General features: G+C 57.6%; 13 protein-coding genes. 2 read left to right on the forward strand and 11 right to left on the reverse strand.

Annotated features, from left to right (window positions below; translation table 11 throughout):
- Positions 1-127 precede the first annotated feature (127 nt).
- Positions 128-1,303: an MFS transporter AraJ gene (gene araJ / locus IM295_RS16480; protein ID WP_059357596.1), complete on the forward strand. Its 1,176-nt coding sequence runs from the start codon at positions 128-130 to the stop codon at positions 1,301-1,303.
- 6 nt (positions 1,304-1,309) lie between these two features.
- Here the strand turns inward: araJ and IM295_RS16485 are convergent, their stop codons facing one another.
- From IM295_RS16485 to IM295_RS16515, 7 genes are all read right to left on the reverse strand, one after another.
- On the reverse strand, positions 1,310-2,401 hold the full coding sequence (locus tag IM295_RS16485) for an alkylhydroperoxidase domain protein (protein WP_028013247.1): 1,092 nt from the start codon (positions 2,399-2,401) through the stop codon (positions 1,310-1,312).
- Between the two features lie 10 nt (positions 2,402-2,411).
- Complete coding sequence (locus IM295_RS16490; RefSeq protein ID WP_028013246.1) at positions 2,412-3,401, reverse strand: putative FMN-dependent luciferase-like monooxygenase; 990 nt, start codon at positions 3,399-3,401, stop codon at positions 2,412-2,414.
- Positions 3,398-5,005: an ABC transporter ATP-binding protein gene (locus tag IM295_RS16495; RefSeq protein WP_193066974.1), complete on the reverse strand. Its 1,608-nt coding sequence runs from the start codon at positions 5,003-5,005 to the stop codon at positions 3,398-3,400. The genes IM295_RS16490 and IM295_RS16495 overlap by 4 nt, the downstream gene beginning before the upstream one ends.
- The gene (locus IM295_RS16500; protein ID WP_023344202.1) at positions 5,002-5,853 is read right to left on the reverse strand and encodes an ABC transporter permease; all 852 of its coding nucleotides are present in this window, start codon (positions 5,851-5,853) and stop codon (positions 5,002-5,004) included. The genes IM295_RS16495 and IM295_RS16500 overlap by 4 nt, the downstream gene beginning before the upstream one ends.
- Entirely contained in the window at positions 5,850-6,794 is a 945-nt protein-coding gene (locus IM295_RS16505; RefSeq protein ID WP_126325953.1) for an ABC transporter permease, read from the reverse strand. The genes IM295_RS16500 and IM295_RS16505 overlap by 4 nt, the downstream gene beginning before the upstream one ends.
- 10 nt (positions 6,795-6,804) lie before the next feature.
- Positions 6,805-8,424 carry a TIGR04028 family ABC transporter substrate-binding protein gene (locus IM295_RS16510; protein ID WP_193066975.1) on the reverse strand — a complete coding sequence of 540 codons (1,620 nt, stop codon included), beginning with the start codon at positions 8,422-8,424 and terminating at the stop codon, positions 6,805-6,807.
- A 140-nt stretch (positions 8,425-8,564) separates the two neighbouring features.
- Entirely contained in the window at positions 8,565-9,767 is a 1,203-nt protein-coding gene (locus tag IM295_RS16515; protein ID WP_193066976.1) for an NAD(P)/FAD-dependent oxidoreductase, read from the reverse strand.
- Between the two features lie 130 nt (positions 9,768-9,897).
- Between IM295_RS16515 and IM295_RS16520 the strand changes: the two genes are divergently transcribed.
- Positions 9,898-10,404 carry an Rrf2 family transcriptional regulator gene (locus tag IM295_RS16520; protein WP_028013240.1) on the forward strand — a complete coding sequence of 169 codons (507 nt, stop codon included), beginning with the start codon at positions 9,898-9,900 and terminating at the stop codon, positions 10,402-10,404.
- 43 nt (positions 10,405-10,447) lie between these two features.
- Here IM295_RS16520 and adhP read toward each other — a convergent pair whose 3' ends face one another.
- The 4 genes from adhP to IM295_RS16540 form a co-directional block, all read right to left on the reverse strand.
- Positions 10,448-11,458, reverse strand: coding sequence for an alcohol dehydrogenase AdhP (gene adhP / locus IM295_RS16525; RefSeq protein WP_041909867.1), 1,011 nt, complete (start codon positions 11,456-11,458; stop codon positions 10,448-10,450).
- A gap of 196 nt (positions 11,459-11,654) precedes the next feature.
- A complete protein-coding gene (locus tag IM295_RS16530; protein ID WP_193066977.1) occupies positions 11,655-13,367 on the reverse strand; it encodes an ABC-F family ATP-binding cassette domain-containing protein in 1,713 nt (570 codons plus the stop codon).
- A 313-nt stretch (positions 13,368-13,680) separates the two neighbouring features.
- Positions 13,681-14,160 carry a type VI secretion system tube protein TssD gene (locus tag IM295_RS16535; RefSeq protein ID WP_193066978.1) on the reverse strand — a complete coding sequence of 160 codons (480 nt, stop codon included), beginning with the start codon at positions 14,158-14,160 and terminating at the stop codon, positions 13,681-13,683.
- Positions 14,161-14,394: 234 nt separating this feature from the next.
- Positions 14,395-15,087: a hypothetical protein gene (locus tag IM295_RS16540; protein WP_028013236.1), complete on the reverse strand. Its 693-nt coding sequence runs from the start codon at positions 15,085-15,087 to the stop codon at positions 14,395-14,397.
- Positions 15,088-15,110: the final 23 nt, after the last annotated feature.

Below are 15,110 nucleotides of genomic sequence, written 5' to 3' on the forward strand. Positions count from 1 at the left end.
AGGCCGCACTATGAAGTGTAATCCACCTGAATTAATGGATTAACGTGTCAGCCAGCTGATTTGAACTGGCTCACCATACAAGATTATTTAATAATGCCCTCGCAATTGATTAACCAGTGGTTGAGGCATGAAAAAGACAATATTTTCGTTGGCGCTTGGCACATTTGGCCTGGGTATGGCTGAATTTGGCATTATGGGGGTGTTAACCGAGCTGGCGCATGACACCGGCATTTCGATTCCTTCCGCCGGGAATATGATCTCGTTTTATGCCTTCGGCGTGGTGATTGGTGCGCCGATTGTGGCGCTGTTCTCCGGCAAGTTCTCGTTAAAAACGACGCTGCTGTTTCTGGTTGCCATGTGCGCAGTCGGAAATGCCCTGTTTACGTTTTCTACGTCGTATTTCTGGCTGGCGCTGGGGCGTTTGATCTCCGGTTTTCCGCACGGGGCCATTTTTGGCGTCGGGGCGATTATCCTCTCCAAAATTGCACCTCCGGGGAAAGTGACGGTCGCGGTGGCCGGGATGATCGCCGGAATGACCGTGGCCAACCTGGTGGGCGTCCCCCTCGGCACCTGGCTGGGGCACCAGTTCAGCTGGCGCTATACCTTTTTCTTGATTGCTGCGTTCGACGCGCTGGTTATCCTCTCGGTTCTGCTCTGGGTGCCGGACATCCATGACAAATCAGAAATCAAATTGTCCGAGCAGTTTCAGTTCCTGAAGAAGCCGGAACCCTGGCTGATTTTTGCCGCCACCATGTTTGGCAATGCTGGCGTGTTCGCGTGGTTCAGCTTCGTTAAGCCGTTTATGGTCAACGTTTCTGGCTTTTCCGAAGGGATGATGACGGCCATCATGATGCTGATGGGCCTTGGCATGGTGTTGGGCAATCTGCTGAGCGGCAAACTCTCGGGGCGCTTTAGCCCGCTGCGCATTGCGGCCATCACCGATATGGTGATTGTCGCCTCGCTGCTGCTGCTTTTCGCCCTGGGCGAACTGAAAACGGCCTCGCTGGTGATGGGCTTTATCTGCTGTGCCGGGCTGTTTGCGCTCTCAGCACCGCTGCAAATTTTGCTTCTGCAAAATGCGAAGGGCGGTGAGATGCTGGGGGCGGCCGGAGGGCAGATGGCGTTTAATCTCGGCAGCGCGATCGGGGCGTACTTTGGTGGGATGATGATTACCCTCGGCTTTAGCTGGCGCTACGTCACGCTGCCTGCGGCGTTCCTCTCGTTCTCGGCCATGAGCGCGCTGTTGATCTACGGTTACCTGCGGGCCAGACAGGCTCAGGCTAACGCTCGCGCGCTAGCCTGATTGCATTCAGGCAAGCCAGGGCTCACCCAGCGTCAGCATCAGGCGGTTGGCCCAGGCGAAGAACGCAGCGGACTGCACCAGGTCCAGCTGGGCTAAGGTGTCCAGCCCCTCTTTTTCCAGAGCGGCGAGGTGCAGCGGCGTGGCGGCAGGCGGGGTAACCGACAGCGCTGCCGCAAAATTAATTTCCGCCTGCCAGCGCGCAGATTGCCCCTCACTCAGGGATCGTCCCGGACGCACGGCCAGCAGAGCCTCTACCGCCGCGTCATCCTTTGACAGCTGGCTGGCTTTACGCGCATGGACAGAGGCGCAGTAGATGCAGCCGTTGATTTTACTGGCTACCGTTGCGGCCAGCTCGCGCTCGGCGCGCGGTAATCCCCCCGGTGTATAAAAAATTCCTTTATCCGTTAGCGTGCGCTGTTCAAGCACCGGCAGGTTGCGCCCCAGCAGGCGGAAGTATTCGGAATCGGTATGGCCAAATTTCGCCAGAACGGCAACTTCGTCATCACGGAAGTCCGCCAGCGGTTTGGCGTCGATCCACGGCTCCCAGCCCAGCTCCTGCTGGGTGAACGCGACGGGAGCCGTCTTCCCGGAGACCGTGGTTGCGGTTGTATGCCAGATGCCTGCCGCCACCGGCGCATCGCTTTTGGCGACGGGTTTGTCGTTCAGCAGTCGCAGCCCGGTAATCAGTCGGCTCTGGAAGCTGACAAAGGCGATAAGCTGCGCCAGAGTCACGATGCCTTCCTTGCTCCAACCCGCCTGGATCAGCGCCTTTAACGATGTCGGCGTGGCTTCAACGGGTGAGAAGGTCAGCAGACGCGCGAAATTCAGCGCCGGGGTCAGACGGTCTGAGGTCGGGTCGGCCAGGCCAAACCCCGCATAGTGTGCCGCCAGCGCCTCCGCGTTGTGCCACCTGGCGACTTTTGCCGCGACGGCGAAGCGCTCGTTCGGCGCAAAATCACTATCCTGCTGGGTAAATAAGATTTCGTAGCTGCCCTGTGCGTGGCGCGTGGCGGCGTCCCGCGTGGCGCGCGCCTCTGCCAGAGGGGAACCGGGTTTAATTTCTGCCAGCTCGGCGAGAATGTCCTGACTTAATGACATAGGTGTCTCCTCAAAGGATGTGGGGGGCAATATGTTCGGCGATCAGTTCGATGGATCGCAGCGTGTCGCGATGGGTGGGCTCGACCGAATGAACCTGGAACGAGATATCCGTGGCGCGCCTGAGAACGGAGTCCGCATGCAGCGAATGCAGCACCGTCTCTGGCGAGCCGATATGGGCGTCGAACTGGCGACGAAAATCTGTGACAGTGTCACCTTTAACCGCGTGTCCGGCAGCGCGATGCTGCTGGGCCTGCCTGGTGAGACCCGGCGTGGCGACCTTCAGCGCGTAGTCATCGCTGTCGGCGACGAACGCCGTACGGGAGGCCAGAATGCGCGGTGCGATACCGGCGGGCAGTGCCTCAAGGTAGGCATCCACAATCGGGTTCTGGATCGCGTCGAGCGTCAAATCCAACTGGTCTGCCGGGCGCGGCTGCGTGCGGGAGAGCATCAAACCGTGGCCGGCCCGGGCGGCGCGAGCGGCACCGTCGACGGAAAAGGTGGCAATCCAGATCCGTTCAGCCAGCTGCGGCGCTGGCGGGTAAAGGTGATTATCCGGATGGGTGAGCGAATCCCCGCGCCAGGCGCTCTGGATAACATGCAAATGGTCAGCAAAAGCCGCGCCGCGCTGTTCAAACGTCAGTCCAAACGGCAGGAAAGAGGTCGGCGTGCCGCCCGAACCAAAACCGACTTCGAGACGACCATCGGCGAGTAAATCCAGCACCGCCGCATCTTCCGCCACGCGCAGCGGGTTTTCCATCGGCAGGGTAATGATGGCCGTGCCCAGGCGGATGGTTTCGGTATGCGCCGCAACGTGGGCCAGAAACAGCAGCGGCGACGGCAGGCCGCCTTCACTTTCGTGGAAGTGGTGCTGGGCAATCCAGGCGCTGTCAAAACCGTGGCGTTCGGCGTGGCGGATCTGTTCGGTTGCCAGACGATAGCGCTCCTTCGGCGTGGCGTCGTCAAGCAGGCGGGTGAAAAATCCCAGGCGTTTTCGCGTCATGCGAACTCCTCCGTAGCGGGTGAAAAATGGGGAATGGCGGCAATCAGCTCGCGGGTATAGTCGTTCTGTGGCGACGTGAATAAGGTCTCGACGTCACCGTGTTCGACCACCTGACCGCTGCGCAGCACCGTGACGCTGTGGGCGATCCGGCGAACGGTAGAGAGATCGTGCGTGATAAAGAGGTAGGTCAATCCCAGCTGCTGCTGCAGCTGCTGAAGCAGTGCCAGAATCTGCGCTTGTACGGTGACGTCCAGCGCGGAGGTGGCTTCGTCCAGCACCAGAATAGTCGGCTCCAGAATCAGCGCCCGGGCAATGGCTACGCGCTGGCGCTGCCCGCCTGAAAGCTCCCGGGCGGTACGGCTCAGGAGTTCGACGGGCAGGGCAACCCGCTGCGCCACGGTCTCCACCCGGACCTTTCGCTCCGCTTTGCTCAGGCGAGAAAAATTCTTCAGGGGCTCTTCGACGATCTCGAACAGCGTCTGACGCGGGTCGAGAGAGGCGAACGGGTTCTGGTAGACAAACTGGATCTTCTGGCGCAGCTGGCGTCGGGCCTCGCGGCTGAGGTCGGTGGCATCAATATCATCAATAATGACCTGTCCGCTGTCCGCCTGTTCAAAACCCAGCAAAATACGGGCGAGGGTGGTTTTCCCGGAGCCGGATTCACCGACCAGCGCATGCGTGCTGCCGCGCCTGACGTCAAACGTCACCCGATCCAGCGCCTGAAGGTGATGACCTTTGCCCAGCGAGAACCGTTTGCTGATGGCGCGGGCGCGAATGGCCGGTGACGCCAGCGGAAGGCCCGCTACCGGGGCGATGGTCAGGCGCTGGCCCTGGAGATCGCTCAGTAGCTGACGGGTATAGGCGTGCTGCGGCGTGCGGACAATGTCGGCGGTGTCGCCGTGCTCCTGAACCTCGCCGTTGCGAAACACCAGCAGCCTGTCCGCGCGCTGGGCAGCCAGCGCCAGATCGTGGGTGACAAACAGAACCGCAGTACCCGATTCCCGACGCAGGATATCCAGCAGATCGAGAATGCGTTTTTGCACCGTCACGTCCAGCGCGCTGGTGGGCTCATCGGCAACGATCACGTCCGGGCGCAGGGCGATGGCGATGGCAATCAGCACGCGCTGTTTCATCCCGCCGGAGAGCTGATGCGGATACTGCTTCATGCGCTGTTCGGGGTGGCTCAGGCCGACCTTTGTCAGCAGGGCGAGCACCTGCTCGTCGCGCTGGAGTGCAGTTACCTTTTGGTGCTGCTGAATAATTTCCCCGACCTGTACGCCGATCGTCTTCACCGGGTTGAGTGAATTACCCGGATCCTGCGGAACCAGGCTGATTCGCGCGCCGCGAAGGGTATCGAGACGCTTCGCTGACCACCGGCTAATTTCCTCGCCGTTGAGCACGATTTTCCCGACATCGCGTCGGGCGTTATCCGCCAGCAGACCGATGATCGCCTGTGCCGTGGTTGTTTTGCCTGAGCCGGATTCGCCGACAAAGGCCAGCATTTCCCCCCGACGGAGGGTGAAGCTGACGTTATGCACCACCTCGCGCCACTGGCGCGCAGTACGGTAGCTGATGGTCAGGTTTTCTACCGAGAGTACGGTCATTTCAGGCCTCCGCTGAACTGCTGGCTGATACGGTTGGTGGCAAGCACGACGGCGATGACGACCACGCCGGGGAAGGTAGTTAACCACCAGGCGGTAGAGAGATAGTTACGGCCTTCGGCAATCAATAAGCCCCATTCCGGAACAGGCGGCGGGGTGCCGTAGCCGAGAAAGCTCAGCGTGGAGAGGGCCAGAATGGCCTGACCAAACTGCAGCGTGGCAAAGGCGAGGACGGCGGTTAAGGCGTTGGGCAGGATGTGTCGCCACAGGACCGCCAGGAACGTCCCGCCGCTGCCAAACGCCGCCTCGACATAATCCGTATGGCGGATGCGCACCACTTCACCGCGCGCGAGGCGGGCGAAGCTGGCGATGGAGGCCACACCGACGGCAATGGCGGCGTTAACGGTGCCAAACCCGAGCAGAATAATGACCGTCAGCGAGAGCAGCAGAGACGGAATGGACAACAGCACGTCGACAAAACGCATCAGGAAAGATTCGACGCGTCCGGCGAACGCGCCGGCGATCACCCCCAGACCGGTGCCCACCACCAGACCCATCGTGACGGCAGCGAGCGCTGCGCTCAGGGAATGGGACGCACCATACACAATGCGGGTGTAAACATCGCGGCCAAGCTGATCGGTGCCGAGCCAGTGGCCCGCCTGCGGTGCCAGACGTTGCGCTCCTGCGATGCCCTCAATCGGGCTGTAGTGGGTTAACAGGCCTGGGGCTACGGCAGCAAAAACCGCGAGAATAATCACCGCCCACGCCAGCCACAGTCCCGGCTGCCACGCGACGCCCTGCCAGCCGGGAACGCGTTTTCGCGCGGCGGCAGCGTAATCGACCAGGCTCATGATGCACCTCCGGTAACGGTTTGCAGACGGGGATCCAGCAGCGGCATCAGCAGGTCCACCAGCAGATTGATCAGGACAAAGCCGAGAGCGGAAATCATCACCACCGCCTGAAGCACGGCGATGTCCTGGTTGTTCACCGCCTGCTGAGTCAGCTGCCCGAGCCCGCTGCGGCCAAATACGGTTTCGGTGATCAGCGCTCCGGCAATCAGTTCGCCCAGCAGTAGCCCGGCAATATTGAGTACCGGCAGCAGCGCGTTGCCGGTGACGTGGCGCCACAGGACGGCGGTTTCACTCAGCCCTTTGGCGCGGGCGACGGCGACAAACGGCTGCATCGCCACCTGGTCCAGGCTGCGCATCAGAATTTGTGCCAGCGGGGCGGAGATCGGGATCGCGACGGTGACGATCGGCAGGATCAACCCCTGCAGCGGCGTCGGGTTAATCACCGGGATCAGCCGCAGCTGGAAAGAAAAGAGCTGGATAAGGGCAATCCCCAGCCAGAACGTGGGTAAGGAGATAAACAGGACCGGCAGAGACTGGAGGGTATTACTCAGCCAGCGCAGACCCGGCAGACGCGATGCAAAGGCCAGCGCAAACGCCAGCAGGACCGCGAGTACAAACGCGGGCAGGGCGAGGCTCAGGGTATCCGGCAGATTGCTGGCAATCAGCTCGCTGACCGGCACCCCGGCCTGTAACGAGTAGCCGAAATCTCCGCGCAGCATCGCCAGCAGCGTGTGGCCGTATTGCTGCCACAGCGGGCTGTCCGCGCCGTAGGCCACGCGCATCTCCTCGATTTGCGCCGGGCTTAGGCCCAGGTCCGGGTTCTGAAATTTAATCAGCACCGCGTCGCCAGGCAGTACCTGGAGCAACACGAACGAGAGGGTAAAGGCGGCCCACAGCACCAGCAGCCCGTGACCAAGACGTTGAAGAAGTGCGTGGCGCATCGTCATCTCCTCAGTGTTTCTCAATCCAAGCGCCGTAGAACGACGGGCGGCCAACCGCTTCAAAATTGACGCCTTTTAGCCACGGCGCACCGGCAAAGACCTGCGGCTCCTCGAAAATCGGAATGACGTAGGCGTTATCCAGCAGGTAGCGCTGGGCATCGCCGGTCAGTTGCAGGCGTTTTTGCGGATCGATCTCTGAGGAGATATTTACCAGCAGCGCATTCAGCTTGTCGTCACGGAAGCTTTTGACCTTGTCGCTGGAGCCGCCTTTTTGCAGCAGCGCGTCGCGGTTAGCCGGGTAGAACATGCTTTTCACCACGTCCGGATCGGCGCGGCCCACTTCGGAGACGGTTAACGGGGTTTTCTGTGGATCAAGGTTATCCAGCGTGCGGCTGCCAGCGTCCCCGGCTTTTACGTTCAGCACTACGCCCACCTGACGCCACTGCTGGGCAACCAGCTGCAGCACCTCTTTATTTTGCGGCTGCGGCAGGGATTCATATACCGTCAGCGCCAGCCGCTGGCCGTCTTTGGCGCGGATCCCGTCGCTGCCCGCTTTCCAGCCCGCCTCGTCCAGCAGCTGGTTGGCTTTTGCCGGATCAAAGGTCAATTTGTCGCTGAGATCGACAAAGCCTGCGGCGGAATCGGCAATCACCGACTTCGCCTGCGGATAGTTGGCCGAGAAGAGAGTCTCGACCACCTGCTTTGCATTCGTGGCATGCAGCAGCGCCTGGCGCACGCGAATATCGGAGACCAGCGGGTTATCCGGGCGGAAGCTAATGCTGTCGTTCACCCCGCGCGTTGGGGCGGCGTAGATTTTATAGCCCTGGTCTGTCGCCTGCTTTTCGTCATACGCCTGCACCTGGCGAATAAAGTCGGCCTGGCCGGCCAGCAGGGCGCCGACGCGCACGCTGTCTTCCTGGGTGACGATAAACTTGATGCCATCCAGATTGGCTGGACCCTGTTGCGTCAGGCTTTTGGGCCCCCACTGGTAGTCCTTACGGGCTTCGAGCGTCACTTCGCGGCCGAGCTTCTCGTCCTTCACCACAAACGGGCCGGAGCCGATGATATGCCGGGCGTCTCCCAGCTCTTCAAAGTTGCGCTTCAGCGTGCTGAGCGAGACCAGACCCGAGCCAATCGTGGCGGTGCCCTGCAGGAACCCCGGCGACGGTTTTTTGAAGTAGAACTTCACGGTCAGCGGGTCGACCACTTCGCTGCGATCGTAGTTATTGATCACTTCTGACACCGGCAGGCGCTGCGCCTTATTGCCCAAACCGTAGGTATCAAAGTTTTTTGCTACGGCGTTGGCGTCCAGCGGCGTGCCGTCGGAGAAGGTGATCCCCGGGCGAATTTTGAAGGTGTATTCGGTTTTATCAGCGTTGGTGGTCCATCTTTCGGCCACCCACGGTTCGACCTGCAGCGTCTTTGGGTTTTGCCACGTCAGTTTGTCGGTGATCTGGTTCAGGATGCCGCCGTTCGGGTAGAAGCCGCCGGCAGGCGGATAGAGGTTGGTGTGCGCCTGTTGTTCCAGATAAATCAGCGTGCCGCCTTTGACCGGCGCATCGGCGGACCAGGCTGCAGTTGTCGTCAGAATCAGCGCCGTCAGCAGCGGCAGACGAAATGGGGTTTGCATGGTGAATTCCTTTGTTATCTTCTTGTTAGCGTCGGATTCATCATCGGGCGCGGGGGAAAACAAGGGAACAAAGGAATTAAGATAAGGATTGCCGGAAACTGAAAATAAAAACGCCCCGTTAGCGGGGCGATGGCGGGGGCCTAAACGAATTTCGCTAGCGGGTCGGCGGCGGCAAAGGCGACCGTTTTGTCTGCTAATGGCGGATAGATCAGCTCATTCGTGATGGCGATTTTGATCTTCTTCGCCTCGTCGCGGACGGATTTGACGGCCTGTTCCCAGCCCTCGGTATAGACCGCGCCCCACGCGCCTAAATCCAGACAGGTAACATAGTTCACCTGACGATAAGGGTAAGGAGTAACTTTCAGCAGGCTGGCGGCAGCGTTATGACCGGCAAATTTCCCTAGCTGGATCGCGTGCTGGCAGGTCATCAGTGCCGTGTTGCCCGCATCGTCTGTTTTGGCATGAGCCATATCGCCGGTAGCATAGACGTCAGGATATTCGGGGACCTGCAACGTCTCTGTCACAACCAGGCGGCCCTGGTTATCGCGTTCACCGCCTATCTGCAGGCTGAGGGGATTTGCCTCGACGCCTGCGGTCCAGACGACGGTCGCAGCAGCAATACGTTCACCGTTTTTCAGCGTTACGCCGTGAGCATCAATGGCTTCAACTTCACTCTTCAGCCGCCATTCAACGCCCAGCGCCTCACTCGCCTCTGCAATCGTTTTACGCAATGCGTCGCTATAACGGCCGCCAATGACTGGCCCTCTCTCAACTACGACTATTTTAATCTCCGTATTGTCGCCAAAACGGGCACGCAGTCGGGCAGGTAGCTCCGTTGCCAGCTCGATGCCGGTAAAGCCGCCTCCGCAGACTACCACGGTGTTGCGCTCGGGCGTGGAGGGACGTAACGCCAGTGAATCAAGGTGACGCTCAAATACCTGTGCGGATTCCAGCTGGTCGATGTCAAAGGCGTAGTCAGCCAGGCCGGCAATCGGTGGGCGTTTGGTCTGGCTGCCCGTAGCGAGGATCAGCCTATCGTAGGAAGCCGTAGCATGCGCGCCATTGGACATCCGGTATAAAACGGTTTTCGCCGTGGTATCAATTTGTTCTGCGTGTCCGGCGATGAATGTGATATCAAGCTCGGCAAACAGGTCAGTCAACGGGGCGACCAGCGTTGACACCTTCTCCTCATAGAAGCGTGGCCGAACGCGCAGTTCGGGTAAGGGGGCCAGAACCGCAATTTCCAGACTGCTATTACCCTGCTGCTCAGAGAGACGTGCCGCGCTCACGGCTGCCCACATACCCGCAAAACCACTGCCTACGATTAAAATCTGCTTTTTCATATTCGATCCTTTCTCCCGCCAGGCTTCATGCCTGACATAACTGCCACTATACTTGTCGGAGTTAACTCCGACAACTTCTTTCTGAGTTAAAAATCGTTATAATGCTCCGAACACTAATTCGGAGTTAACCATGGCGTTTTACAGTTCCGGTGTGGAATACGGCATTCACAGCCTGATGTGTATGGTGGATGCGAAGGGCAACGAGCGTGAGATGAGCGTCCGGGAGATGGCTGCCTTGCAGGGCGTGCCGTATGACTACCTCGGCAAAATCTTCACACGCCTGTCACGTGCCGGGCTGGTCATCAGTACGGAAGGCAAGGGCGGGGGCTTTAAGCTGGCGCGTCCGGCGGAGCTGATCAGCGTGCTGGATGTGGCGCATGCCATTGACGGCGAGAAAAACATGTTCGAATGTCGTGAAGTGCGCCAGCGGCTGGCCGTGTTTGATGAAGCACCGCCTGCCTGGGTCTGCGACGGCCCGTGCGGAGTACGTTCAGTCATGGACAGCGCGCAGCAGCGGATGGAAGAGGAGCTCGCGCGTCATACTATTCTCGACCTGGCGCGTAAAATGTACCGAAAAGCGCCGGACACCTTCCAGATTGAGGTTCAGGAGTGGATTTCAGTTCGTCGTTCGTCGTAGCAATGAGCCGGGTAAGGCGTAGCCACTACCCGGCAAAAGGTGTTTACGAGCGTAAGTCGATCACCATACGGCCACGGATCTGGCCCTGTTCCATCTCTTTAAAGATGGCGTTGATGTCCTCGATAGGACGCATCGTCACTTTCGGCACCACTTTGCCCTCGGCCGCAAACTGGAAGGCTTCCTGCAGATCCTGACGGGTGCCAACCAGCGAACCCACCACCTGTATACCGTCCAGCACCAGACGCGGAATGTCCAGGCTCATCGCTTCCGGCGGCAGGCCAACGGCGACCACGCGGCCACCGGCACGCACGGCATCTACCGCCGAGTTGAAGGCCGCTTTTGCGACGGCGGTGACGACTGCGGCATGCGCGCCGCCGGTTTTTTCCTGCACAATCTTAGCGGCATCTTCGCTGCGTGAGTTGATGGTTAAATCCGCACCCATGCTCGCGGCCAGCTTCAGCTGTTCATCGTTAACGTCCAGAGCGATGACTTTGGCATTAAACACGTTTTTGGCGTACTGCAGCGCGAGGTTGCCCAGCCCGCCCAGACCGTAAATCGCGATCCACTGGCCCGGTTTTATACCGGAGATTTTCACCGCTTTGTAGGTGGTGACACCGGCGCAGGTGATGCTGCTGGCCGCCGCCGAATCCAGACCATCCGGCACTTTTACCGCGTAATCCGCGGTGACGATGCACTCTTCCGCCATGCCGCCGTCAACGGAGTAACCGGCGTTTTTCACGTCACGGCACAGGGTTTCGTTACCGGTATTACAGTATTCGCAGTGACCGCATCCTTCAAAGAACCAGGCCACGCTTGCGCGGTCGCCGACTTTCAGCGACGTCACGCCAGGGCCGACTTCTTTCACGATACCAATACCTTCATGGCCCAGGATTACCCCGGTTTTATCGCCAAAATCACCGTTCTTCACGTGGAGGTCGGTATGGCATACACCACAGCACTCCATTTTCAGCAGGGCTTCTCCGTGCTTAAGCGGGCGTAAGGTTTTTTCAGTGACATTGACCTGATGATCCTGAGTAACAACAGCAGCCTTCATGTGTATCTCCTTGTTCATGATAAGAATCTGCATAGCAGGTGTAGTACCCCTTAAGGATTAATACATTAGCCTGGTAATGCAAGGCTGCGGCAACATAATGTCATCATTTGATTCGATTTCAGATTAAGAATACGGCGATCCTCTAATAATTAAGGGGGAAAATGCTGGCCCGGCGAGGCGCTCGCCGGGCGCAGACTTACAGCTGGGCTTCTATCTCCTCTATCTCTTTACGCCATTGCGCCTGCAGCTGCGGCTTTTGATGCTTCGGCTTCCGCGCCAGATCGTCTTCAAGCAGCGTTTCCAGCGCGATCAGCCGCTCAAGCAGATCGTCGTACGGCGAGGGTTGAACCTCCCTAGCGGTGACGACGGTCGCGGCGGATGTCCCGAGCCCCACGCTTTCACGCAGCCGCTCAAACACGGCTTCAGCATCGTGCCACTCGCTCAGCCAGCCGTCCTCAATCAGCCAGAAGCGGTTACAGCTTTGGCTAATTAACTGGCGATCGTGGCTGACCAGCAGCACGCCGCCTTCGAACTGTTGCAGCGTTTCCGCCAGTGCCTCTTTGCCTTCCATGTCGAGATGGTTGGTGGGCTCATCCAGCATCAGCAGGCTATATCGGGCAAGCGTCAGCCCGACGAACAGCAGGCGAGAGCGCTCGCCGCCGCTGAGCGTGCTGACTTTTTGCCCGTGTCTCGCCCACGGGAACCCGGCGCTAATGAGCGCCATCTTCCTGTTTTGCGGGTCGGGAGCGAAAGGTTCCAGCGCGTCGAGCAGCGTGGCGTCATCCGGCAGCTGATGCAGCGTCTGGTCGTAGTAGCCCGGCGAGACGCGCGGATGAATTTTCAGTCCGCTGTCCGTCGGTTCATCCACAAAATTTCGCCAGATAAGCTTCATCAGCGACGATTTACCGCAGCCGTTACGACCGACAATTGCCACGCGATCGCCGCTTTTCAGCCGCGCCGTTTCGATGTTAAACAGCGGCGGTAGCCCGGGCGCAGGCGGGACGCTGAGGTTTTCCATCTCCAGCAGACGGTCCGCCCGCAGCGCGTCGCCGCGCAGGGTTAGCGTCCATGGACTGCCCGCCGTGAGCGCGGTCTGGCTCTCTTTGAGTCGTTCGACCTGTTTTTCCATCTGTTTGGCTTTGCGGGCCAGGTCTTCGTTGTCGTAAACCTTACCCCAGGTCGCCAGACGTTTGGCGCTGGCGGTCACGCGGTCGATCTCCTTTTGCTCCGCCTTGTGGCGCTGCGCATCGCTTTCGTCTTTTGCTGCAAGCGCTTTACGGGCGGCCGTACAGGGAAGGGCAAAGTAGTGCAGCGTCTTATCACGCAGGATCCAGCTGCCGTTTGTGACGGCATCCAGCAGTTGTCTGTCGTGCGAAACCAGCACGAAGCTGCCTGACCAGTTCTGTAAAAAGTGTTCCAGCCAGAGCATGGTCGGCAGATCCAGGTGGTTGCTGGGTTCATCCAGCAGGAGCAGATCCGGCTCGTGAATCAACGCCCGCGCCAGCAGCAGGCGGGTGTGCTGTCCGCCGCTCAGGGTGGCGGATTGCAGCGTCATATCCTGCGGCGTGAAGCCCATGCTCGCCAGCAGCGTTTCGGCTTTCCAGCGCAGACTGTCGTGCTCAGTTAAAGGCAGTTGCGCGAGTACGGCATCCAGCATGGTCAGCTGGAAAATGGCGTCCGGGAGATGTTGCTCCACGCGCGCCATCAGGCAGTGCCCGGCCAGTGCTACCGTTCCGGCGACTGGGATATCTGTTCCGTCCAGCACCTTTAAAAGCGTACTTTTGCCGCAGCCGTTGTCGCCCAGCAGGCCGATGCGGTCGCCTTTTTTCAGCGTAAAGGAGAGTGAATCGAAGAGCGTGCCAAACGCCGTATCAACGCGTAAAGATTGTGCAGTGAGTAAAGTGCTCATTGTTGCTTACCCAAGAGTTACAGGCATGTTTATGCCTCGTCAAACATCGCTGACGATAACTCAGTAAGCCCGAGAGAAGGGATTTCAGGGGTTGGTGTCTTCGCTCAAGCAGAAGTTATCGCAGCACGATACCGATAACGCTTGAGCTGGTGCGATCACCAAATGTATGTGAAACATTGAAAATTTCACAGTACAGCATAATTGGCCTCCTTATATGTTATGAGTTTGTAGGTGACTATCACTATACAACGTTTTCCTGCATATACCAAACAGAGGGGCAGCATTGCAGCCAGTGCAAATGCCGCCTTCGTCATCATGCACAACAACGATCGTTCCATGAATCACGATAGATAATATTACCCTCCGTATACTTCCAGGTAATCGCTTCATAACGTAATTCGAGCGTTTCAAGATGTGTGCTGCTTATACCGTTAGGAGACAGGTAGGGTGCAACAGTTGTAAACTTGACGTTTTCCAGAATGATATTGAAATACTCGGCCTCAATACCTGATTCCAGAATACGGCACATTTTAATTGTGGCTTTCTTCATGGTTCGGCCTTCACAGACAGCGCGGTACAAAAGTGGTGTTGTTTGGTCAAACTCCTTTACTATCGTGATAGGGCGATGGACTCGCGTTCCTGTTAGTTTTCCCCAGCTTGGATCTACCGGGATAGTGACACCGTGAGAAAAGGATTTTAACTCGATAGACCCCAGGCGAAGTGGCATCATGCAGCTACCGATTACCGGAGAACCGTTCTCATCTTCAAGCCATAAGTGTGCTGGTGTAGACATACTATTTCCTTATAGATAAATTACGATAAAGCTAACGTTTGAGATTTACAATTTCATATAGCGATAAAATAACCATCACAAAAATGAAGAATATAGGAACAGGCCATATTGGCCCGTCAGGGCAAAGTTGGAAAAAGACAATTGCAAATAAAAGTGTCAATAGCGAAGGGCCGTACATCGATATCAATGAAAAGAATATCCGCCTGAAAAATCTTTTAATAAGATGCATCATGATTACTGAACCATCTTTGTTATGATATCTGCAATCTCACTATCCGATACCCATTGTGCTTTATAAGTTTCAGCCCGTTTAAACAATGGCTCTATCAAGAAGTACAACATTTCCAGCTCTTTAGCGTATAGCGCTGAGTAGTACGCTGGATAAGTAATATGAAGGCGATGCGAACTATCTGCTGCTTTCTGAACAATGCCGTACAGGCCAATACCTCCAACAATCTGTCCCGCTCTTCGCCCAGCCAGTGCACTAAGTTCAAGGCTTAGATTCATACATGCAGCAACATATGATGCTGTTGCTAAAGCAAATCCGGCGTTTGTAAGTGAACTTGCGGCGATATGAATATTTACTGCCATCAGCAATTGTTTGATGTGCTCTAGCTGATCGGAGGTTTTGTGTCGGAATACTTCTTCAAAGTAGATGTTGAGCATTTCACATACAACATCTCTATGCCATATAATATGATAAACACCTTTAGCAAATCGGATGTCTTCGGACTTTTGTTTCTGGCATACGTCTTGATATTCATCAGTAAAGCAGGAGGTATAATACAGCGCGCGCGTTGCACCTGCGCCGATCGTTTCAATCTGATTTGATACGGCTTTTCCTACACCCGTTAATGCATGCTCGAGTTTTAACGCAAGGATGTTATTCGCCTGCAAATAACTTATCACTTCATTTTTATAGTACATAACCGCTCCTTACTTTCCTCGCA

Origin of the sequence: Enterobacter cloacae complex sp. P14RS, assembly GCF_014895895.1 — a bacterium.
In the GTDB taxonomy this organism is placed as follows: domain Bacteria; phylum Pseudomonadota; class Gammaproteobacteria; order Enterobacterales; family Enterobacteriaceae; genus Enterobacter; species Enterobacter bugandensis.